23 protein-coding genes are annotated in these 21,178 nt (G+C 69.2%); 4 read left to right on the top strand and 19 right to left on the bottom strand.

Annotated elements, in window-relative coordinates; all coding sequences use genetic code 11:
* Nucleotides 1-6 precede the first annotated feature (6 nt).
* The 9 genes from HNV26_RS10710 to HNV26_RS10670 all read right to left on the bottom strand — a co-directional run bounded on the left by HNV26_RS10710 (nucleotide 7) and on the right by HNV26_RS10670 (nucleotide 8,902).
* Nucleotides 7-879, bottom strand: a complete 873-nt coding sequence (locus tag HNV26_RS10710) for an EamA family transporter (protein ID WP_171441607.1) — start codon at nucleotides 877-879, stop codon at nucleotides 7-9.
* Nucleotides 880-1,226: 347 nt separating this feature from the next.
* On the bottom strand, nucleotides 1,227-2,030 hold the full coding sequence (locus tag HNV26_RS10705) for a heme ABC transporter ATP-binding protein (protein ID WP_171441606.1): 804 nt from the start codon (nucleotides 2,028-2,030) through the stop codon (nucleotides 1,227-1,229).
* A complete protein-coding gene (locus tag HNV26_RS10700) occupies nucleotides 2,027-3,115 on the bottom strand; it encodes a FecCD family ABC transporter permease (RefSeq protein ID WP_011551437.1) in 1,089 nt (362 codons plus the stop codon). Before HNV26_RS10700 ends, HNV26_RS10705 begins: the two co-directional genes overlap by 4 nt.
* Entirely contained in the window at nucleotides 3,112-4,014 is a 903-nt protein-coding gene (locus HNV26_RS10695; protein WP_171441605.1) for a heme/hemin ABC transporter substrate-binding protein, read from the bottom strand. Before HNV26_RS10695 ends, HNV26_RS10700 begins: the two co-directional genes overlap by 4 nt.
* Nucleotides 4,011-5,099: a hemin-degrading factor gene (locus HNV26_RS10690; protein WP_171441604.1), complete on the bottom strand. Its 1,089-nt coding sequence runs from the start codon at nucleotides 5,097-5,099 to the stop codon at nucleotides 4,011-4,013. Before HNV26_RS10690 ends, HNV26_RS10695 begins: the two co-directional genes overlap by 4 nt.
* 27 nt (nucleotides 5,100-5,126) lie before the next feature.
* On the bottom strand, nucleotides 5,127-5,786 hold the full coding sequence (locus HNV26_RS10685) for an HmuY family protein (protein ID WP_171441603.1): 660 nt from the start codon (nucleotides 5,784-5,786) through the stop codon (nucleotides 5,127-5,129).
* Nucleotides 5,787-5,819: 33 nt separating this feature from the next.
* Entirely contained in the window at nucleotides 5,820-7,835 is a 2,016-nt protein-coding gene (locus HNV26_RS10680) for a TonB-dependent receptor plug domain-containing protein (RefSeq protein WP_171441602.1), read from the bottom strand.
* A gap of 129 nt (nucleotides 7,836-7,964) precedes the next feature.
* Nucleotides 7,965-8,153: a hypothetical protein gene (locus tag HNV26_RS10675; protein WP_171441601.1), complete on the bottom strand. Its 189-nt coding sequence runs from the start codon at nucleotides 8,151-8,153 to the stop codon at nucleotides 7,965-7,967.
* 110 nt (nucleotides 8,154-8,263) lie between these two features.
* Nucleotides 8,264-8,902 (bottom strand): hypothetical protein, encoded by a 639-nt coding sequence (locus HNV26_RS10670; RefSeq protein ID WP_171441600.1) that lies wholly within the window; start codon nucleotides 8,900-8,902, stop codon nucleotides 8,264-8,266.
* A 68-nt stretch (nucleotides 8,903-8,970) separates the two neighbouring features.
* On the opposite strand from HNV26_RS10670, the gene HNV26_RS10665 reads away from it, so the two are divergent.
* The 3 genes from HNV26_RS10665 (at nucleotide 8,971) to HNV26_RS10655 (ending at nucleotide 11,394) form a co-directional block, all read left to right on the top strand.
* Nucleotides 8,971-9,801 carry an LEA/WHy family protein gene (locus tag HNV26_RS10665; protein ID WP_253818034.1) on the top strand — a complete coding sequence of 277 codons (831 nt, stop codon included), beginning with the start codon at nucleotides 8,971-8,973 and terminating at the stop codon, nucleotides 9,799-9,801.
* An 11-nt stretch (nucleotides 9,802-9,812) separates the two neighbouring features.
* A complete protein-coding gene (gene aat, locus HNV26_RS10660; RefSeq protein WP_171441598.1) occupies nucleotides 9,813-10,517 on the top strand; it encodes a leucyl/phenylalanyl-tRNA--protein transferase in 705 nt (234 codons plus the stop codon).
* 91 nt (nucleotides 10,518-10,608) lie between these two features.
* Entirely contained in the window at nucleotides 10,609-11,394 is a 786-nt protein-coding gene (locus HNV26_RS10655) for a hypothetical protein (protein WP_171441597.1), read from the top strand.
* A 45-nt stretch (nucleotides 11,395-11,439) separates the two neighbouring features.
* Here the strand turns inward: HNV26_RS10655 and HNV26_RS10650 are convergent, their stop codons facing one another.
* From HNV26_RS10650 to HNV26_RS10605, 10 genes are all read right to left on the bottom strand, one after another.
* On the bottom strand, nucleotides 11,440-12,222 hold the full coding sequence (locus HNV26_RS10650; RefSeq protein WP_171441596.1) for a hypothetical protein: 783 nt from the start codon (nucleotides 12,220-12,222) through the stop codon (nucleotides 11,440-11,442).
* A gap of 17 nt (nucleotides 12,223-12,239) precedes the next feature.
* The gene (locus HNV26_RS10645) at nucleotides 12,240-12,824 is read right to left on the bottom strand and encodes an imm11 family protein (RefSeq protein WP_171441595.1); all 585 of its coding nucleotides are present in this window, start codon (nucleotides 12,822-12,824) and stop codon (nucleotides 12,240-12,242) included.
* 12 nt (nucleotides 12,825-12,836) lie between these two features.
* Nucleotides 12,837-13,421, bottom strand: a complete 585-nt coding sequence (locus HNV26_RS10640) for an imm11 family protein (RefSeq protein WP_171441594.1) — start codon at nucleotides 13,419-13,421, stop codon at nucleotides 12,837-12,839.
* A gap of 12 nt (nucleotides 13,422-13,433) precedes the next feature.
* Nucleotides 13,434-14,300 carry an AHH domain-containing protein gene (locus HNV26_RS10635; protein WP_171441593.1) on the bottom strand — a complete coding sequence of 289 codons (867 nt, stop codon included), beginning with the start codon at nucleotides 14,298-14,300 and terminating at the stop codon, nucleotides 13,434-13,436.
* A complete protein-coding gene (locus HNV26_RS10630) occupies nucleotides 14,297-15,415 on the bottom strand; it encodes a hypothetical protein (RefSeq protein WP_171441592.1) in 1,119 nt (372 codons plus the stop codon). Before HNV26_RS10630 ends, HNV26_RS10635 begins: the two co-directional genes overlap by 4 nt.
* On the bottom strand, nucleotides 15,412-16,734 hold the full coding sequence (locus HNV26_RS10625; RefSeq protein ID WP_171441628.1) for a TIGR02270 family protein: 1,323 nt from the start codon (nucleotides 16,732-16,734) through the stop codon (nucleotides 15,412-15,414). The genes HNV26_RS10630 and HNV26_RS10625 overlap by 4 nt, the downstream gene beginning before the upstream one ends.
* A 17-nt stretch (nucleotides 16,735-16,751) precedes the next feature.
* Nucleotides 16,752-17,288 (bottom strand): DUF6484 domain-containing protein, encoded by a 537-nt coding sequence (locus HNV26_RS10620; protein WP_171441591.1) that lies wholly within the window; start codon nucleotides 17,286-17,288, stop codon nucleotides 16,752-16,754.
* A gap of 19 nt (nucleotides 17,289-17,307) precedes the next feature.
* The gene (locus tag HNV26_RS10615; protein WP_011551420.1) at nucleotides 17,308-17,772 is read right to left on the bottom strand and encodes a DUF4150 domain-containing protein; all 465 of its coding nucleotides are present in this window, start codon (nucleotides 17,770-17,772) and stop codon (nucleotides 17,308-17,310) included.
* Nucleotides 17,773-17,845: 73 nt separating this feature from the next.
* Nucleotides 17,846-18,847: a hypothetical protein gene (locus tag HNV26_RS10610; protein ID WP_171441590.1), complete on the bottom strand. Its 1,002-nt coding sequence runs from the start codon at nucleotides 18,845-18,847 to the stop codon at nucleotides 17,846-17,848.
* A 103-nt stretch (nucleotides 18,848-18,950) separates the two neighbouring features.
* Nucleotides 18,951-19,730, bottom strand: coding sequence for a pilus assembly protein N-terminal domain-containing protein (locus tag HNV26_RS10605; RefSeq protein WP_171441589.1), 780 nt, complete (start codon nucleotides 19,728-19,730; stop codon nucleotides 18,951-18,953).
* A 54-nt stretch (nucleotides 19,731-19,784) separates the two neighbouring features.
* Here HNV26_RS10605 and HNV26_RS10600 point away from each other — a divergent pair, with 54 nt between their 5' ends.
* Complete coding sequence (locus HNV26_RS10600) at nucleotides 19,785-21,152, top strand: hemolysin family protein (RefSeq protein WP_171441588.1); 1,368 nt, start codon at nucleotides 19,785-19,787, stop codon at nucleotides 21,150-21,152.
* Nucleotides 21,153-21,178: the final 26 nt, after the last annotated feature.

The raw sequence follows: 21,178 nt of genomic DNA, 5'->3' as shown, positions 1-21,178 counted from the left end.
GCCCGCCTATGCCGGCACGCCCAGCAACACCGCGCCCACGGCGACGAGCGCGGCGCCCGACAGTTGCCGTCGGCCCAGGCGCTCACCCTGGAGCGCCGCGAGCACCAGCGCGAAGGCGATGGAGGTGTTTCGAAGCGTCAGCACCGCGCCTGCGCCGCCCCCCGCCAGCGCCGTCAGCAACAGGCCGAACGACAGCGCGGAGATGAGCCCCGCCGTCAGAACGAGGCCCGGCGCGAGCAAAGCCTCCCGGCGGAGGGCAGCCCACCCCTGCTGACGGCCCCGCTCCAGGATGAGCACGGGCAGCGCGACGAGCAGGCCGGTGGCGAACAACGCAGGAGGCTGCGCGCCCGTCTCCAGCGCCATCTTGTAGCTCAAGTGATAGCCCGCGATTCCCACCGCCGACAGGGCCGCCCACGCCACGCCCGTCCCCATGGCCCCTGAGGAACGGGACAGGTTCATCACCGCCAACCCAACGCAGAGCAGCGCCACGCCTGACACCGTCCACGGGGACACCGCCTCCCCCAACCACAGCACGGACACGGGCCAGACGAGCAGCATCGCGCCGCCACGCGACACCGTGTACGCGAGCCCGAGTGGCGCCTGACGCAGCGACCGCGCGAGCCCCGCGAGGTAAACGCTCTCACACACGCCTGCCCACAGCGCCCAGACGACCCCCTCCGTGCTGGAGAACGCGGGGCCGCGCATCCCCAGCGCCCAGATGCCACTGGCCAGGATGACCACGGAGATGACGCTCACCACGCCCACTTCCGGATTGGGATGACGCTTGAGCAGCGCGTTCCAAGCCGCGTGCAGGAACGCGGACGACAACACCAGCACCAGCGCAGCAGTCTCCAATGCGGCTCCTCGACGACGACCCACGCCCGTGACTACTCCAATCGCCGCGCGGGCGCAGCGCCCCCTGGGAGGCCGGTCACGAGCTCGCTGTTCGGAAATGTCGGGACTTTTGCCGCCGCTTCGAAGCGCAATGCGGGGCACCTCCGCGCCCGCCGAACGGGGACGGGGTGACGAGGCACGACACCACGCCCGATGTGCGGCGTGGGGGCACCGGGCGGGCCACGGCTTCCCTACCCGTCTGCCGTCGGCGAGGGGAACGGCGTCCCCCACGGGAAAGGCCCTGGGCCATCACGTGCGGTGTGGAGGGGCACCGGGCGCCCAGGGCGTTTCCCGCGGGGAGCTGAATCCAGCGGGCACGGCGCGGTCCGTGCTCAGGGAGTCAGCGGCGCGCGGCCCTCCGGGATGACCAGGGGACCGGGCGAGCCCGGCCATTCGACGACCTGCACGCGTAGACCGAAGACGCGGGCCACCAGCTCCGGGGAAAGCACCTGCGCCGGTGTGCCCAGTTCAACCACCCGGCCCTCCGCGAGCACGGCCATCCGGTGCGCGTAACGCGCTGCCAGATTGAGGTCATGCAGCACCGCCAGCACCGCGCCACCCGCCAGGGCGAAGCGCGCCGCCGCCTCCAGAACGAGGTGCTGGTGGGCCAGGTCCAGACTCGCCGTCGGCTCGTCCAGCAGCAGGTAACGGTGTCCAGAGGCCAATGGCTCAGAGAGCTGGGCCAGCACCCGGGACAGCTGCACCCGCTGCCGCTCGCCCCCCGACAGCGTGAGATACGAACGCGAAGCCAGGTGCCGCGTGTCGGTGGCATCAAGCGCCGCCACCGCCGCCGCCAGGTCCGCGCTGCCCTCAGCGCGGCTCGCATGGGGACTCCGTCCCAGCAGCGCCACCTCTAGCGCCGTGAAGCCGAAGCCCAGCGACGACTCCTGGGGGAGCACGCCCAGCCGCATGGCGCGCTCCCGCGGCTTCCAATGCAGCAAGGGAGTGCCGTCCAGGAGCACCTCGCCCGTCGAGCACCGCAGCTCGCCCGACATGGCGGACAGCAGCGTGGACTTGCCCGCGCCGTTCGGCCCCACGACGGCCAGCACCTCACCGGGCTGCAGCATCAAATCCATGGGCCCCAGCGTCCGCCCACGGCCACGCCACACCTCGATGCCACGAACCTCCAGGCTCATGCGGCCCCCTTGCGCGACAGCAGCCCGATGAAGACGGGAACGCCCAGCACGGACGTAAGCGCGCCCACGGGCAATTCGGCGGGAATGGCCGCCGTGCGAGCCAGCAGGTCCGCGCCCACCAGCAGCGAGGCCCCCAGCAAGGCGGAAGCACTGAGCAGCCGCCGGTGGTCCGGTCCCAGCGCCAACCGCAACAGCGCGGGCACCAGCAAGCCCACGAAGGCGATGACGCCGGTGACGGACACCGCGGCCCCCACCCCCAGGGCCGCGGCGAGGATGAGCCGGCGCTTGAGGCGCTCGACATCCACGCCCAGGTGCCACGCCTCGCGCTCCCCCAGCAGCAGGAGGTTGAGGGTGCGCGCCTCACGCAGCAGCAGGCCCAGGGCGATGAGCAGCGGCGGCGTGGCGGCCCCCACCACGTCCCAGGACGCACCGCCCAGGCTGCCCCAGGTCCAGAAGGTGATGGAGCGGAGCTGCGCGTCGGTGGCCATCTGCGTGAGCAGACCGATGCCCGCCCCCGCCCCTGCGCTGACAGCCACGCCCGCCAGGAGGATGCGCGCCGTCTCCGTGCGACCGCCGCCCCCACCCAGCCGGTGCGCGAGCAGCGTGGCGCCCAGCGCGCCCAGGAAGGCCGCGCCCGGCACCGCGAGCATCCGCAGCGAGCCCAGGTGGGCGCTGAGGGCCACGTCCATGACGATGGCCGCCACCGCCCCCAGCGCCGCGCCGCTGGATGTGCCCAGCAGGCCGGGCTCCACCAGTGGGTTGCGGAACAACGCCTGCAGCGCGGCACCACAGGTGGCCAGCACCGCGCCCACCATGATGCCGAGCGTCACGCGCGGCAGGCGGATGGACAGCAGCACCGCCTGCTGCACGGACTCCAGCTTGTGACCGATGTCCAGCCCCACCCGTTCCAACAGACTGCCCGCCAGCGCCAGCAGAGGCACCGGCACCGCGCCCACGGCGAGCGACAGGAGCACCACGCCCAGCAACAGCGCCGTCAGCAGCAGCCATGGACGCGGGGCTGCTGGCTGGATGGGCTCCTGGGTGCGATAGGTGGCGGAGACGGGCGCAATCTCCGACGCACTCATTTGCTGCCCCGAGCCGGAGGCGCGTATCCATCCTGCAAGCGGCTCACGGCCTTGCCCATGTGAGGCCCCAGCCCCATGAAGTGGACGTCGTCCACGGTGATGAGGCGCCAGCCGCGCAGCTGCGACAGACCGGGCGTGCGCGACAGGCCCTCCTCTCCGCCCACCGGTTCCAGGGAGCTGGCCGGCATGAGGATGAAGTCCGGCGCCGCTTCGACCACCGCCTCCGCCGTCAGCGGCTTGTGGCCCGCATGGCCGGCGATGGCATTCACGCCGCCCGACAGCGTGACGAGCTCGCCCGCCGCTGTCCCGGCGCCCGCCACCATGAGGACGTTGGCCCCGCGCGCGTACAGCGCGAGGACCCGCGGCGGCTTCGCGTCCTTGCGCGCCGCCGTGCGCTCCCGCGCCTTGCGCAGGTCCGAGTCCAATTGCTTGACCAGGGCCTCCCCCTGCTCTGCCTTGCCCAGGCGCTGCGCGAGCGTCCGGATGCGCTCGCGCGTGGCATCGACGGTGTGCTTGTTCGGCAGCACCACCACGTCCACGCCCACCGTCTTGAGCTGCTCGAGCACGCCGGGAGGGCCCGCCTCCTCGGACGCCACCAACTGCGACGTCCCCAGCGCGACGATGGCCTCCGATGACAGCGCCCGCTGATAGCCCACCTTGGGCGACTTCCGGGCGACCTCCAACGCCAGGCTGGTGTCGTCCACGCCCACCACCTGCCCGCCTGCCCCCAGCGCGAAGACGGTTTCGGTGATGGCAGGGCCGACGGTGACCAGCTTCGCCGCGTTGACCGGGGCCTTGGCCGCGGCCGCCGCCGGAGGCTTCGCGGGCACTGGCACCGCCGCGTGGGCGAGCGACGCCACCGTTATGAAGACCCACGACAGCCCGGACGCGCGGCTCATCGCGACACCTCGCTCGCGGGCAGCGCCTGGGCCAGCTCCTCGGCCAGCGCGCGCCACTCGGGCGACTCGGGTTGCCCCGGCTTCCGCTTGCCGAAGATGAGCGCGATGTTGTCCCCCGCCTCGTTGAACAGCTCCAGGGACGTGACGACGCCGTCCCGCGTGGGCTTGCGCACGACCCACGCCGAGCGGACGTGGTCCGCGCGGACGTGGAGGTTGAAGCCCGCGTCCAGCACGTTCATCCACGGGCCCATCGGCTTCACGTTCTTCACCGGGCCGGTGTGAATCTGGATGCAACCGGGGTTGCCCACGAAAATCATGAGGGGCAGCTCCGTCGCGGCAGCCTTCTCCAGCACCCACGTCAGCGAGGACGCCGCCACCGGGGTGGTCAGCTCCGGCTCGGCCAGGCGGAGCGCCTGGGTGCGCGCCACGCTGAAGCGGTTGAGCAGCATGAAGAACTCATGCGTGTCCTGGAGCGCGCGCCAGCCGGAGCGCAGTCCCTCCGCGTCAATCTCACTGTCGGGCTTGGGCGCCGCCGCGGGCGTGGCCGGGACGATGCTGAGCACCGGCGACTGGTCCGCGTGGGTGAACTCCTTCACCAGGGTGTCGAACGTCTCCTCGCGCCCGGCCTCCTCCACGTAGAGCTTGTGGACGGCCGTCCCCGACGCGTCGAAGAACTGGAGGCTGCGGCGGATGCCATCGCCGTGCGGCTCGCGGATGGCGAAGCCGAAGCTCCAGCGCGTGAAGAACAAGCGCAGGTCAATTTCCTCGTCCAGCACCAGTCCCTGCTTGCCGTGCAGCTCGATGTTGCGCCAGGTGCCACGCTTCTCGTGCACGGCATGCGCGTTGCGTGTGAGCGACATCACCCGCCCCAGCGACTCGAAACGGGGCAGGAGCGCATCCAGCCGGAGGTCCAGCCGGACGACGCTCTCCCCAAGTCCCGTGGCGAGCAACTGCGCTTCACTCACCCCCAGCTGCTCGGCGGCGTCACGGATACGCGTGCGAGGCTGCTCCTCGCGGAGGGCCTGCCAGCGTTGGCGCAGACGGGTGGACTCGGAAACGACATCAGCGTTCGCGGTCTGATTCATGTTGGACACCTGGAAGTGGAAGGGGGCTCAGTACGAGGACTGCTGCGTCACGGCGCTGCCGCTGGAGGCGGGGCCAGGCACCTTCGCCCAGCGGAACGACAACATCCCCGGCGTGCCCGCATCGTCGTAATAGGACTGCATGGCGACCTTGAAGTAGTCACCAGCGTCGGAGCGGACGACGTACACATTGCGACGCGCCGTGAGGGCGTGCGTCGTCATGTCATAGGCGTACCACCCGTCGCCCTGCTGGAAGGCGCTGTCCGGGTCCTCGCCCCGGTCCGGGCCGTCCTCGGAATCCGCGACGTAGCCATCCGCCGGCGCCCGCGTCACCGCCGCGAAGTCCGTCTCGAGGAGCACCGCCACCGCCACGTTGCCGGTACCACTCACGCCGCCCCGGGTGCGGACGTTGAAGCGGTTGAAGGCCAGGTCCCAGACAGTGTCCTCGGAGGCGCTCACCTGCGCGCCCTTGTCCAGGTCCAGGCCAATCCAGTCCGCGCTGCCCGTCGCGTTCACGGTGGTGGTGTACGAGCCGTCATCGTTGGCCACGTGATTCACGTGGGAGCCATCCGCCGGCGGGTTCTCTGGTGGCAGCTCCAGGTCATCGCCGCACGCGGACAGGGAACCGGCCAGCAGCAGGGCGGCGGCGGCGCGGCCCAGGAAGGAGGAACGGGGAGAGAAGCGGGACATCGGGACTCCTTGAGTGAGAGGTGGAAGGGAGCGTCAGAGCCGGGCGGAGATGCCGGCCTGGATGGCGCGAGGGGGCATGGGGAGGTCTGTGGGGTTGCCCGCGTTCGCGAGGTTGGTGCCCAGCACGAAGAACTGGAGCTCCTCGCGCATGCGCCAGCCCAGCCGGGCATCCACGGTGACGTAGGTCTTCGCGTCGTACGGGTTGGCGACGCCGTCACCATCCGTGTCCGGGTAGAAGGGACGCGGCCCCACGAGCGCGCCGCGGACCCAGGCCTCCAGGCCCGACGTCCGGTGACGCCAGGTGGCCTGCGCGGTGAGGCGATGACGCGCCTGCCCTTCCAGCGCCAGCCCCGTCTCCTCGGCACGGCCGTCAGTGAGCGTGTAGCCCAGCTCCGCGGAGATGCGGCCCGGCAGTTGCTGACGCACGCCCAGCTCACCTCCGAGCACGCGCGCACGCGCGATGTTCACGTAGGTGAAGAGCTGCTGCGGACCGACCATCTCCGTGGAGACGCCAATCATGTCCTGAAGGCGGTGCTGGAAGGCGCTCACCCACAGGAGCGAGGACTCCGCTGGCTTCACCTCCACCGACAGGTTGAAGCTTCGCGAGCGCTCCGGACGCAGGTCCGGATTGCCGTGCACCCGGTAGCCCACGCTGGGGTTTTCGAAGTCGAGCAGCATCTCCTGGAAGCCCGGCGCCCTGAACGCCCAGCCGGAGCTGCCGCGCAGCGTGAGCCAGGACGTCGGGTCCATGCGCACCGCCAGCCGGGGCGTCACCGCCGTGCCGAACTGCGTGTCCGTGTCCACGCGCGCGCCCGGCACCAGCGTCAGCTTCAAGCGCGGCACCAGGGTCCAGTTGTCCTGCACGTAGCTGGACGCGCGGGCGCGCTGGCCGGCGCCGTCTTCGCCCAGCCGGTCCGCCCGCAACCATTCGCCGAGCAGCTCCGCGCCCGCCACGAAGGCGTGGGCGTCGCCCAGCTTCGCGTCCAGCTGCGCGCCCAGCCGGCCCTGCTGCTCGCGCGTGTCCTCGATGGTGTCCAGCGCGTTGGAGCGGCGCTGGTCCCTCAGGTAGCGCCGGTTGAACCACGCATAGGCGCCATCCACGCGCAGCGAGGCGTTGTTGGACAGTGTCCACCGGGGAGACAGACGCACGGAGAGCGAGTCATCCCGGCTGGCGCGGTCGAAGATGGCGCCCGTCACGCCCACGTCCACGCCGCGCTGCACCCGCCGCGCATAGGTGGCGTTGGCCTGCAGCGCCGTGCCTTCACTGACGCGCAAGTCACCGCCCACGGACGCGTCGATGCCATCCAGGCTGCTGCCCGTGGTGCCGATGCTCGCCGGGTCCAGGAGGTACGCGTCCCGCCGGGCCAGACCGCCGCTCAGACGCAGCCCCCAGGTCTCCCCCTTCGCCTCGCCGGTGGCGTCCAGTTCCAGCCGCTGCATGGAGCCGTAGGAGGCGCGCAGCTCGGCGCCCAGCGGACGGCGGGCACGGCGGGTGATGAGATTCACCACGCCCGCCACCGCGTCGCTGCCGTAGAGGACCGACGAGGGGCCCTTCACGATTTCCACCTGTTCGATGTCCTCGGTGGACAGGCGGGACAGGTCCACGCTTCCGGCCACCCGGCCGGCCACGCGCTCACCGTCCACCAACACCAGGACGTACTCCGGCGACAGGCCCTGCAACTGCACCGTGGCGCCCGCGAACGTCTGGACCACCTGGAGCCCAGGGTGCGCGGTGAGCAGCTCCGACGCGTCCCGCGCCCCGCTGGCCAGGATGTCCGAGCGGGTGATGACCTCCGTGGCCACCGCCGAATCCTCGAGCCGCTCCGGCGAACGCGACGCCGTCACCACCGTGCGCGCTTCCGGCAGCGCCTCCGCGCCGGACACGGGCTCCGGCCCCGCATCGGCCTGGGCCACCTGCGCCTCGGGCGAAGCCTCCACGGTGGAAGCCTCGCCGGAGGCTACCTCGGTGGCCGGCGCTTCACTGCCACCGCCCCACGCCGTCCACGGCACGGAACAGGCCACGAAGAGCAAACACCCACGCCACGCCATGCTGCGTCCTCCGGCGCAAGGCCGGGGGCCTTTCGCGGAAGGCCCTGTAGGGCGCTGGGCTCAATGGCCTCGGGCCGCAGGAAAAACCTCACTGCACCGGGCCTGGGCGGCCCGGGAACGTCTCACACGTCAGCGGCCTGAGCCGCGCACCTGCGCACCACCGCCTCCCGGCGGCGTTCGCTCCAGGGGCACCACCTGCGTCCGGTGGCAGCGGCGGCACTTGAGCTCCACGCCCTCCGGCACCAACCGCGCCAGCAGGCTGCCGCACATGCAGCGCAGCTCCTCCGCCCCGCCTCCACCGTGGCAACCGTCGCGCATCACCGCTCCTGGCTCGAAACGGCGGTGACGATATTGATACTGATTTTCAAAGTCAAATGATTGGCAAAAAACCGCCCCGGTGCGAATCAGGGTGTGTGGGAGCGCACCGCTCAGTGAACCTTGGAGCGCGCGGAAGTGTCGCGAGCCAGACGCACCTTGGGCGTCACCATGCGAGCGACACCGGAGTAGAGCTGCTCCTCGGTGTAGACCTTCCGCACCCGGCGATGGCTGCCAGGGTAGTAGGCGGGGCCGGGCCGCTCCAGCCACTGGAGGATGCGCACCTCGCCGGAGTGAGCCATGGCGGCCAGCAGCTCCGGGGGGCACAGCTTGAGGTAGCGGCGCACCAGCGGCTTGAGCTTGCGAGAGAAGTTGCGCCCCAGCACGGCATGGCGCCGGCCAGAGTGCAGCGTCCCGTCGAAGCGGCGCGACAGGTGGAAGAGCTCGTGAATCACCGTCTCCACGCGAGCCTGCGCGGTGGACCCCCGGAAGAAGAGCGGCCGGAGGGTGACGCAGTACAGCATCCGCTTGCCCCGGATGCGGATGATGGGCTTGCGGCGTCCGGTGCGGTCCGTGCTCTTCCCACCCCGGAAGCACAGGGGCTTCACGGTGCCCCGGGAGGCGCGGCGGGCCTCACCGGCCACCACGAGGATGCGGCCCGCCTTCACATGCCCGAACTCCGGCATCTTCGCCGCGATGTCCCGGATGAGAGAGCGGAGCGTCTTGTTGAAGTTGGGGCGGCGTTGGGCCACGGGTGGTGGACAGTCTAGCGGAAAAGCCCTTGAGAGGACTCCAGGGGGTGGCCACATTGTCTAGCGTGATGCGCTTGCCCTCGCCCATGTTCCGATTGGCCGTGGTGCTTTTCCTCTGTGCGGGGTGTGCTTCCACCCCCACCCGGCCCTCCAGTCCCGCCGTCCTCACCGCCCAACGGACCGTCGTCGCGTCCCAGGGCCTCACCGACGCCACCCTGCGCTTCGAGGCCCAGGTGACCAGCCCCGGGGAGGGGGTGGTGGAGCGCGCCGACTACGAGCTCGTCGCCGACGGACAGGTGGTGAGGACGGGCACCGCGAAGCTGGACGTGGCGCTGACGCCCGGCGAGCCCACGGACCTCTCCTTCGAGGAGCTCGCGCCCTACGTGAAGAACGAGGACGACCTGGCGAGGCTGAGCGCCCAGGGAGGCACGCTGCTGCTCGCCCTGCGCGGCAACCTCGTCGTGCGCTCGGGAGACCAGGAGCAGACGATTCCCTTCGCCGCCAGCCGCGCGGCGCGGGTGCCCCGGCTGCCCACGGTGGTGGTGGAGGAGTTGGACGGGGCGCGCTACTCGGATGAGGAGGTCCAGCTCAACCTCCGCCTGGGCGTGCGCAACCCCAACCCCTTCCCGCTGCGGCTGGAGGGCCTGACGTGGACGGCGTCGGTGGCCGGCAAGACGCTGGACAGCGGCACGCTGGCGCAGGCGGACACCGTGGACGCGTCCGCCACGGGCGTGTACCCGGTGGAACTGGCGGTGACAAAGGACACCTGGGGCCCCGAGGTGAAGGCGCTCATCTCCAACGGGCTGCTGCCCTACGGGGTGACGGGTGAGGTGACGGGGCCGCTGCTGCGCGTGCCGTATTCGCTCACGGGGAAGGTGAAGCTGAACGTCTCCCGGTAGAGTGGCACGCCGTGCCCATCTACCTGTTGAGTGACGAGCACCCGGAGCTCTTCCCGCCCCCGGAGCGCGCCGACAAGAGCGGCGTGGTCGCCGTCGGCGGTGACTTGCGTCCGGAGCGGCTGCTGGCCGCCTACGCCCGCGGCATCTTCCCCTGGTACAGCGAGGGAGACCCCATCCTCTGGCACTCGCCGGACCCGCGCTTCGTGCTGTCGCCGGACAAGCTCCACGTGGGCCGCTCGCTGCGCAAGACGATGGCCCGCGGCGTCTACGAGGTGCGCTACGACACCGCCTTCCGGCGCGTCATCACCGAATGCAGCCAGGTGCCTCGGCCCGGACAGACGGGCACCTGGATTACCGAGGAGATGATGGAGGCCTACGTCACGCTCCACGAGGCGGGCTTCGCGCACTCGGTGGAGGCGTGGGCGGAGGGCGAGCTGAAGGGCGGCCTGTACGGGGTGTCCCTGGGCGCGGCCTTCTTTGGGGAGAGCATGTTCGCGCTGGCCCCGGACGCCTCGAAGGTGGCCTTCGTCACCGCGGCGGAGCGCTTCCAGGGCTGGGGCTTCCAGCTCATCGACTGCCAGGTGGAGACTGAACACCTGGCCCGCTTCGGCGCGGAGAACTGGCCCCGCAGGCGCTTCCTCACGGCGCTCGCCCGAGCGATGAAGGAGCCCACCCGGCGCGGGAAGTGGACGGAAGGCGCGGCGGCCGGCCCCTGAGCGCCCGGCGCTTTCGAAATGGCGCGAGCCCCTTTGAATATCGGAAGCGGCGGGCCGTCACGGCCCCACGCCACCGCCAGAGGAGCCGCCCATGCGATGGAGTTCCGCCCTGTTGCTGCCGCTGTGTCTCGCCACCACCGCCTGCGGCACGTCCGCGAAGCACCAGGCGCTGCTCGAACGCCGCGACGCCATCCGGCTGGCGGACGTCGAGCGCGAGGAGGGCGCCCGGGAGCAGTACCGCAGCAACTCAGGCTTCCAAGACACGCGCTGGGGGATGACGAAGGACGAGGCCATGACCGCGCTCCCCTTCCACGCCCGGGTCATCAATGCCTGGGGGGACGTGCACGTCGCCGACGTCGTGGCCGGCCGCCGCGCGGACGCCTACTACGTGTTCGCCCAGGGGCAGTTGGCCGAGGTCACCCTCCACTTCCGCGCGCCGGGCGCCGTCCGCGACAACTTCAACGCGGTGGCGGAGCTGCTCACCATGAAGTACGGCAAGCCCGCGTCCAGGGAGGACTCGGCGCTCGACGCGGAGGGGCGCCTGGCGCTGGCGCAGATGGCCAACAACCTCTCCGAGGCCTCGGCGAACTACCACGCGTGGCGCTCCGGCGTGCAGCCCAGTGGCCCCGCCGTGGACAACTTCGGCCGGCAGATGGAGGCCAACGCGAGGACGGACGCCGCCCTCGCGGTTCACGAATACCTGCTGCGGAGCACCTGGACCGAAGCCGAAACGGAGGTGCGGCTCACCGGCAGCCAGGAGCCCGGGGCGCGCAGCCTGACGCTCACGTATACGAGCCAGAGGCTCAAGCCCTACCTGTCCAAAGAGCTGGCCGTCCGCGACCAGCAGCGCAAGGTGGAGCAGTCGCGGGAGTTGTAGCCGTTCCACTCTGGAGGCGCCACGGGCGGGGACACACCGCGGCGCTCAAGGACCGAGCGAAACGACCCAGTCCCCGGCGTACTGGGTCGTCATGGGCGTGCGGGCCAGCGGCGGGCAGTATTGGAAGTGCTCGTCGAAGCTCGCGATGTCCGCCCGCTCGGTGAGCCTGAGCCAGGCGAGCCCTTCCAACCAGATGGCTCGCTTCGGCGCGAAGCGTGTCACGGGAGTCGTGAAGAGCTTCGCGCGCTTCTCGATGTCCTCTCCATGCACGAGCACCGCGTGCTTGAACGCCTCAGAGAACGTGTCTGCGTCACCCTCGAGCAGGGCTCGGGCACAGGCAACCCGGTCCGTCTCTGTCTCGAGCCCCAGTCCCTCTAACGCCTCCACCCTCGGGATGACGACGTCCCTGGTACCGGGCGAGACCAGCGCATGGAAGAGCTGGGCGCGTGCATGCTCGGAGCGGTATTCCTCGTCCGGAAGCCACCGCGTCTCGGAGAGCTCCGCGACCTGTCGCGCCAGACTCCAGTGTCCCGCCGCGACGGCACCGAGCAGTGGCTCCATGTGTCGCGAAGCAGGGAGCGCCCACTGCTTGAGGCGGCAATGCGTGAGCAATCGCCTCCAGTTCTCAGCGGCTCGGCACAGGTTCAGGAAGAAGCCCTGCGGGTTGCCATCCACGAGAAGGGTGGCCACGGCCACGACGTGGAAGTGGACACAGAGCTCATCCACGGTCCGCACGAGGACATCTCGGCTCGCGGTGGGATCAACCTGACGCATCAACTGGAGAATGGCCCGCCCGGAGTCCTCCCGCAGTGCCGCAAGCTTTGCCACGCTGCCCTCCTCCAGGTTCAGGCGAACATGTCGTCGAAGCCTTCGGCGGGATGGGCCCTGAAACCTGTCAGCCCCGCCTGTTCGAAGGCCTGCTTGGTCCGGTCCGAAATCAGGATGAGCTCCATCATGTTCCGGGCCCGGAAGATATCGGCTTTCGGGTCGACCTTTTCCGAAGCCACTGCCATCCTGTTCAAACGGGCAATCTCTTTCTTGGTGATGCGGTCCAACCGGTACTTTGACCTCTCCAAGTCAATGACGTCCTGAGAGCCCAGCACATTGAGGATTCCGTACCCCTCGGCGACTGGACTCCACTGATGATCACACATGGTAACCGGAAGGAACTCCGCATTATGGACTTGCAAGTCCTCCAGCACCTGCCTCACACGTGATGACACCAGCAAAACACCCACAGTGTTTCGCACGAAGTCGTAGAGCTTGCGTCGTTCCGGGAAGTGGTCCGAAAACGACACCTTCCCCCCAGCAGGGAACTGTCGCACAAGCGGCTCACCCCGACTGAACTTCCAGTTGGTAGGGCTTCCCTCGGGCAGTGCATCAATGATTGCACCATCCGCCGACTCGGCCTTGAGAACCCAATAATCCATCACAGAGAACACTCAGGCGAACATGTCGTCGAAACCTTCGGCAACATGAAGCTTGAAGCCCGTCAAGCCAGCCTGTTCAAAGGAAATCTTGACCCGCTCCGAGACAAGAACAAGTTCCATCATGTTGCGGGCGCGGAAGATGTCGGCTTTCGGATCGATCTTCCCTTGAGTCAAAACGAGATTGCCGACCCGGGTCACTTCCTTCTTCGTTATTGGGTCAATGTCACAATCTGACCTTTCCAAGTCAATGACGTCCTGAGAGCCCAGCACATTGAGGATTCCGTACCCCTCGGCGACTGGACTCCACTGATGATCACACATGGTAACCGGAAGGAACTCCGCATTATGGACTTGCAAGTCTTCCAGCACCTGCTTCACACGTGATGACACCAGCAAGACACCCACGGTGTTTCGCACGAAGTCGTAGAGCTTGCGTCGGTCCGGGAAGTGGTCCGAAAACGACACCTTCCCCCCGGCTGGGAACTGTCGCGCAAGCGGCTCCCCCCGACTGAACTTCCAGTTGGTAGGGCTACCCTCGGGCAGTGCATCAATGACTGCACCATCCGCCGACTCGGCCTTGAGAACCCAATAACTCACACATTCACCTTTCTACCAGAGACTTCCCCACTCATAGTGGGCCGAACCATCCTTGTTAGCATATCGAACATGCTCGGCGCCCGCGCCAACATACCGCACACCCGCGACCTTGGCCGCCACTACTTGCCGGCTCAGCCTGACCAGGAAATTCCAAAACTGCTCTTCAAGCTTCTTCAGAGCGGCAAAAGCAGACTCGGGAAGATCTCCGTGAGGCTCACCCGAATCAATGACGTCCTGGAGACGCTTGGCCACCTTCCGCATCTCATCCATGACCCGCATCGTGTAGGACTCGTGGTCGCTCGGATGGCAGATGAGGGAATGGACCGGGACGGCCCAGTCCTCGGCGGGAAGATTGATGATGTTGTGCCCGTGGTTGATGTTGTACTCGGACATCAACAACAGCCGAATCTGCTTGTACGTGAAGGCCGGCTTGCCGTCCTTCATCATGTAATAGAAGGCCGAGCCCGGCAGCATGTGGTGAGCTTCCCAGGCGTACGGATGCTGCTGGGTGTACGTGGGGTTGAAGTTCTCCTTCGGCCCCCCTGGAAACTCCGCCCGCTCCTTCACCATGTCCCGGACTTCGCTCAGGTGCGCATGGTCGAAGTTGCGGTACACCCCCCGGCCGTCCTGGGCCTTGAGGTAGGTGTAGCCGCGGCGAGCATAGTTATCGCCCTTGGCCAGCACCCCATTCAACGGCGCGTTGGGGTCCAGATGTCCGTCAGGAGCGGGCTCCGCCTTCTTCTTCGGCTTGCTCTTCTTCGCCTCCTCCTTGACCGCGGCCCGGGCGGATTCCTTCCGAGCCAGGTTGCGCTTGTAGATGCCATTGAGCCTGCGGGCCATTTCCGTATTGGGATTGTGCCGGGTGTCACCGGTGGTCATGGCAGAGCTCCTCTGGACGGATGCGCAGCAGTGGTTCCTATCAAGACGGCGCCTCGGCCGGAATCGTCCGCGCTGGCGAAGACAAGGCTCACGGAGGAAGGCGCATCGCCGCGTTGCAGCCCCCTGACCGCGACACAAGCGCTGACCGCGCCCATCGCGGCCCCCACGTCCCCAAAGCCGATGGAGGGATACCAGGCCGGAAGTCCCCCCAGTGAGGCGTCCAACGCCCGCAGGTGCAGCAACACCATCCCCCACTCTCGCGCCTTCCCCTCTTCTCCGTTGTGGTCACTCACCAGGAGCGGCCGGGCACGAAGGGCCCCCGCGGCTGCGAGCACCTCCTCGGCACATGCCGCCAGGGCCCGCCCATCCGATGGCGTGTCTGAGCCTCTCGGGTGCGGCTCTTCTCCGAGCCGCACCGCGTGCAGCATCACTTGGGGCGCGCCCGTCGAACGTTGCGCGGGTCCCTCGGTGGTCAGCAACAAGGCCGCGCCCGCTTCCCCAGGCGTCAAGCCCACGGGCTGCTCCGGCGTCTTCAACCGTCGTCCATCCGCCAGCGCATGGAGCGTCGCCTCTTCGACCAGGCAGTCCACCCCCATCACCAGGCACGAGCGAAGCCCGCCGTTCTGCAGCGCCGCCTGGGCCGCATGCAGAGCCCTCGCGAAGGCCACGTGCCCACCGGCAAAGAAGCGCCTGGGCCCGGGCCATTCCAGGCCCATGTTCCGCAGACTCGCCTCCAACACACGACGCCCCAGCGCCTCCACTCGCAGCGCCTCCGTGGCATCCGGCTCGCCCAGGTCCAGGCCTCGCTCCCACGGGTCCGGCAGCGCCAGATAGACGCCGGTCTCCGGCCCGAGGCCCCGCAGGTCCACGCGAGTGCCCACATCCTTGAGCACCTCGCACGCCAACGCCACCAGCCGACCGACGCCCGAAAACCCAAACGTCGCCACCGGGAGCGCACAGATTGTCACGGGCCGAGGTGCCTCATCACCGGGGTGGGCGACGTCCACGTCGGGAGACGGCGAGGGGCGCAGCAGATTGGCCCGGAACGCAGCGCAGGCGGGAATCACCGGCCCCAGGCATGAAGCCATCCCCAGGGCCTCGACGAACACCTTCATGCCCCACCCCACGCGCCCAGGCCTCCCTCTAGCGACTGGGCAAAACGCGCTGGCGGCAGGCGCCTCGCGGCATCCTCTTCAGCGCGCTGGGTTCGTGTCCAAGCGCCCACGCCCAACCCCAGTGCGCCCCGGGTCCGCAGGGCCACAGCCCACCAGAGCGACCGGCGGCGATACATCGACCCTTCTCGTAACGCGTCGAGCAGCGACTCCTGCCCCAAAGGCCGTCCCCGCACGTAGCGCACCGTTGGCTTGAACCGGGGGGCGTGCTCGGCCCACCACGCCTCCACACGGGGCACATCCGGCAGCGGGAGGTCTGCTTCCGGCGCGAACTCCACGGCCGCCTCCTCGTCGCCCGACTCCACGCCCGGAGCCACCGCGGGAACCTCCATGCCGGTCACCAGCGAGAACGACTCCGCCGCCAGGCGCGCCCATGGCGGCTCGCGCATCGCCTCCAGGCAGGCCCGAGCAGTCTCGACCGTCCCCACCAGGCCGACCACCCTCAAGGTCTCCGTCCCTCGGGCAGCGTCTCCCAGCCCCTCAAACAGCAACTTCTGGGCGTCCGGCCCACCCGCCACGGCCAGCGCTCGCAAGGCCATCTGACGGTGCGGCCCGCCCTTCAGGACCTGACGGCGGCATTCCCACCACGCCAGTCGACTTCCCGCCAACAGCCCTGCCTCCAGAGCAGCGCCAGAAACCTCGGCGGAGGATGAGCGCAGTCCCAATTCCAGCGTGGATTCGGACAACCGGGCGGGCCAGGAGCGCAGGCAGCGAAACGCGGCGGCCCGCACCTGGGCGGACTCATGCATGAGCGACGCCTCCAGCGCCGGCCCAGGGTCCACTCGCCACGCTCCCAAAATCTCCAGCAGTGTCGCGAGCCTTCCAGGTGAAGGCGATGCGTCGACCATGGGCCGCAGCCATGACTCCAGCCCCCGTCCGCCGACACAGAGGAGCGCGGCCTGGATGCCCGCGCACGGGCCCTCCTCCCCCGCCTGGAGCACCTCGAGGACACTCCGCACAGCCGCATCCAGGGCGTCTTCCTGAAGCAGCAGCCCGAGCGCGGCGCACTCCACCCTCCCAGGCTCGTCCGCTTCGGCCAGGGCGGGAACGAGCAGCCTCATCGCGGCCTTGCGCCCCGCGAGCACGAGCGCGTCCACATGGGCGAGGAGTCGCGCCTCCACCCCAGCGACGTCATCGAGGACATGGTCCGACGCCACGAGGGCACGCTTCCACTGCCGCCACAGGAATCCCGCCTCGTCGAGGTGTGACGCCAGCATCTCCCAGGAGATGGGGAGCGAGAGGTGCCGGGGCAACGGGTTCATCACGTCATGCCCCCTGTCTAGTTGATCTGCGTCTTGCCGCCACGAAGGCGCAGCACCTGGCCCGCGTCGACGAGCACATGCTCACCCCGAAGCAGAATCTGACCATTGCGCCGCAGGACCAGGCTGGACCTGCCGCAGCGAAGCTCGAGCTCCTCGGTCGCGCCGTCCAGAAGCCCCTCGATGGGGACTCGCTGACCGTTGGCGACGATGGCGACCTCTCCATCCTCGCGCTCGCCATCAGGAGCTTCGAGCATGGCATCCAGGAGGGGCGTCTCACTGCGCGGCTGGAGCAAACCGAGCACGATGGGGCACGTCGGTGTGCCCCGCTCGAAACAGAGCACCGCCTCCTGCCGCGCCTCTATCGCCCGAAGCAGCGTGGCCTCATCCACCGCGACCGCGAGCCGGGCCTCCAGCGGCCCATGGTGGTTGCCCTCGAAGTCCACCTGCACCGTGCCCATTCGCCCCCGTCCGACGACCCGGCCAATGAGGTTTCCCAGGATGGGCTCCTCCACCTGAGAAGGCGGGCGCCCGGCGTCCTGTTCGTGTGAGGCCATGGGATTTCGCCCCCTCGCGCTACATCTCTTTTTCGCAGACCAGGCAGTTGCACTTGCCCGAGCCCTGGCCGGCCGCCATCACTGGTGGCTGCATCAGCGGGAACGGAGGCGTGTTCTTGTCGTTGTGCAGCATCAGGTCGAGGGCCCTCGCTACGTTCTTTCCCTCGACCTGGACGTCGAAGGAGAAGTTGACGAACTCGGCCTTGCCCTGGGTCTTGCCAGAGACCACTCCGCCCCCCGCCGTTCCGGCCTCATCCCCCGTGCTGGTGCTGAAGTTGGAGTCCTTCACGCACAGGGGGTTCCCCTCTACCGCGACCGTCTTGCTGCCCTGGGCGGTATCGGCGGAGCGCGCCACGTTCGGGTACGGCAGCGGAATGGGGCCCGCCGGGCTGGGCGTCTTGCAGACATCCGGAAACGCCACGGACACGCCGTTGGAGTCCTTGGTCACCACGGACATCTTGTTGACACCGACCGTATTGGCCATGGCGCCCCCCCTTCCCAGAACACAGGAGAGGGCATCATCCCCCGGTTCGATTCAGGGACTCAACCCGACGCCCCTACTTCTTGCACGGTGACAACGTGCGCTTCGCGTACGCCAGCTCCTCTTCCGTGGGGCTGCCGTAGCGCACCGCCTTCGGCGCCGCCTTGGGCTTGCCAGCGTCGTGGACGTTGAGCACGCCCAGTTCGCGGCTGAGAACCGTGCGCAGCCCGGTGCTGTCATAGAGCCCGCCGAAGAAGGCCCCGCCTGAGCGCATCGGAAGCGGCGCCAGCGCCCCGGCCGGCCGGAGCAGCAGCGCGGTGTGGTCCTCCGTGGCCCACTCGCAGGGGTCCTTCTTCCCGTCGCGCTTCATCCACGACACGGCGATGTCGAACACAGCGCTGCCGTCATCCCACCGGCTGCTGAAGATCTCCCACTTGCGCTGGCACTCCGGGGCCTCGCACGACGCGCGCTCGGGAATCACGTCCGACAACTCCAGGGGCAGCCCCCGGCCCTCCTCGCTGGTGGAGTTGTCGTCGGCGCGGCGCAGCTTGCAGCCTGTGGGCGCGTCCTTCTGGCGCAGCGCCACCGGCGTGCCCGACAGCCGGCCCGGGGGCAGCACGTCGCAGTCCACCTGTAGCTCGGACATGAGGTACGTCTTGCGGTCCGCGTCCGTCCCCATCCGCACCGCCCACCACACCACGGGCACCGCGCGGCAGGCCGCCGAATCCGCCTTGCCGAACACCCACAAGGGCACGGACGGGTCCGGCGCGCCCAGCTTCCGGACGTCCACATCCTCTGGCACCAGCTTCACGCCGGAGCGCTCCCGCTCGCTCTCCAAGAAGAAGCGGTCCTTCGACTCCGGGATGATGGCCTGGTGCGCCAGCCAGCCGGAGCCCGTCAGCCCCACCAGGTTGCGCGCCGTGAAGGGCACCACGTCCGGGCGCTTCGGACAGCCGCGCTCGGGCTCGGAGGCCGGAAAGGCATCCACGTCATCGAACTGCGCGGACGCCACCAGGGGCATCAGCAGCGCCAGGCTCGACACCCACGCCTGCGCGGTCAACCGGACTGCCAAACGCATCGGGCTCCTCCACGAAGAAGCGGCCGCGGCCGGCTGCGGCGCGCGGGCGAAAGAGGGAGCCCCCCGTCATACCGCAAGCCCGCGACACGCCAAGCCGAAGCCCTCAGCGCTTGCGTGACTTCTTCGGCGGCGGCAGCACCTCCACCGGAATCTCACGCTCCGCCTCCACCGCGGGCGTGGCCGCGTCCGGCGTGCCGGCGTCGGTGGGCTCGGGCGGCTTCACTTCCTGAATCTGGTCGTCCAGCGGCACCCGGCCCACGGAGCGGTGGAACAACTCCCACAGCGCCTTGCGGTGCACCTCCGGCGAGCCCGCGCCCGACACCACCACGCCCGCGCCGCTGTAGCGAGCCTCCAGCCCCAGCGGCTTCAATCCCTCTCCCAGTGAAGTGAGCTGCTCCTGGAGGACGGGGAGCTCGAAGGTCAGCTCCAGTTCCCGGGCCACGAAGGCGTCCGTCTTCAGCAGCTCCAGCAGCGCCAACCTGCACGCGGAGTCCTTCACCGAAGCACGGAGGGAGCGCTCCGCGCCGCTCGTCGCGTTCAGGTCCGGGCAGGCCTTGCGGGCCGCGGCCAGCCGGGGCGCGGGGTCCTCCGGCGGCGGCGAGCCCACCGTGAGGCGCCACACGGCGAAGCGGCCCCCCGCGTACAGCAGGAGCAGCGTCCGCCCCTCCTTCTGACCGGTGAGCAACAGTTCATTGCTCCCAGGCAGCAGCTCCGCGTCCGCCACGGAGGCGTCCGCCACCTGGACCCAGTCCACGGTGTCGAGCTTGTGGAAGCGTTCCTTCCCGGGCTCCAGGGGGACGACCAGGTCCACCGGCCACGCATGTGCGAGCGTCGGGACGAGAAAGGCCAGGAGTGCTCCAACGGCGTACATGCGAGCGAACATCAGGGCTCCAGCGCAGTGGTGTGGACCCTTAGCACGGGATAAGAACAGGGCTCTATGCCTACCTGGACCCTCTGGGTCGCCTGCCTGGCGCTGAGTTTCGTCAGGGCCCTTGTCGCCGCTTCGGAGTCCGCGCTCTACGGCGTGTCCGACCTGCGAGCACAGGAACTGGCAAACACGCAGCCGGGCCGGGCGACACGCCGGGTCCTCCGCCACAAGACGGACCGCGAACCCGTGGCCACGGCGCTGCGCCTGGGCATGGTGCTCAGCGGCTTCCAGGCCGCGGCCATTGGTGCCTTCGTCCCGCCGCGCATGCTGGACTTCAGCCGCTACGGCGAATCCGCGTGGCTGCCGGTGGCCACCGTCGCCGCGGGCGCGCTGCTGGTGGGCGTGCTGGCCACGCTCATGGAAGTCACCATGCGCGGGCTGGCCAACGGCAGCCCAGAGCGCTGGGCCCTGCGGCTGTCGGGCTTCACCTCGCTGCTGGTGACGGTGCTCTACCCGCCCATGCGCGTGGCCATGGCGGTGCTCAACCTGATGGCGCGCACCTTCGGCCGCACGCTGCGCTTCGAGCCGCCACCCCCTCCGCTGGAGGAGCTGGAGAAGCTGCTGGCCGCCCAGGCCGCGAAGAACGAGGTCGACAAGAGCGCCCCGCAGCTCATCCGCTCCATCTTCGAGCTGTCCGACAAGCGCTGCCGCGACGTCATGGTGCCGCGCACGGAGGTGGTGACGGTGGACGTCACCATCACCCCGGACGAGCTGCTGCGCCTGCTGGCGGAGGAGAACCACTCCCGCATCCCTGTGTACCGGGACGACGTGGACCACGTCATCGGCGTGCTGCACGCGCGCGACATCATCCCCCTGCTCCAGCACCCCGAGCTCATCGTCCTGCAGGACATCATCCGCCCGGCGCACTTCGTGCCGTGGATGAAGCCCATTGGCGACCTGCTCCGGGACATGCAGAAGCAGAAGATCCACATGGCCATCGTCGTCGACGAGTACGGCGGCTTCATGGGTGTGGTGACGCTGGAGGACATCCTCCGCGAAATCGTCGGCGACATCGGCGACGAGTTCGAGGTGGAGGAGAAGCAGGTGGAGAAGCTGGCGGACGGCAGCTTCATGGTGGACGCCGCGCTGGAGGTGGACACCTTCACCCAGACGTTCGGCTTCCCCTTGCCCGAAGGCGACTTCGACACGCTGGGCGGCTTCCTCTCCTCCATGGCGGGCCACCTGCCCGACGTGGGCGAGCGCTTCGCCTACAGCGGCTGGCAGTTCGTCGTGGCGTCCAAGGAAGGCCCCCGCATCGACCGCGTGCGGATGTCGCGCGTGAAGTCTGGCCTCACCAAGGACGGCAAGGCCGCGGAGGCTCGCGACGGGCTGGGGCGCGAGCACGGCCGCGAGGAGCAGGCCTCCGCGAAGAGCTGAAGCCCGGAGCGGCACCGGCCCCGCTC

The sequence above is a fragment of the Myxococcus xanthus genome, from assembly GCF_013116825.1.
In the GTDB taxonomy this organism is placed as follows: Bacteria; Myxococcota; Myxococcia; order Myxococcales; family Myxococcaceae; genus Myxococcus; species Myxococcus xanthus_B.
The sequence above is the reverse complement of the archived record's forward strand: the minus strand, read 5'-3'. Positions and strand labels throughout refer to the sequence as shown.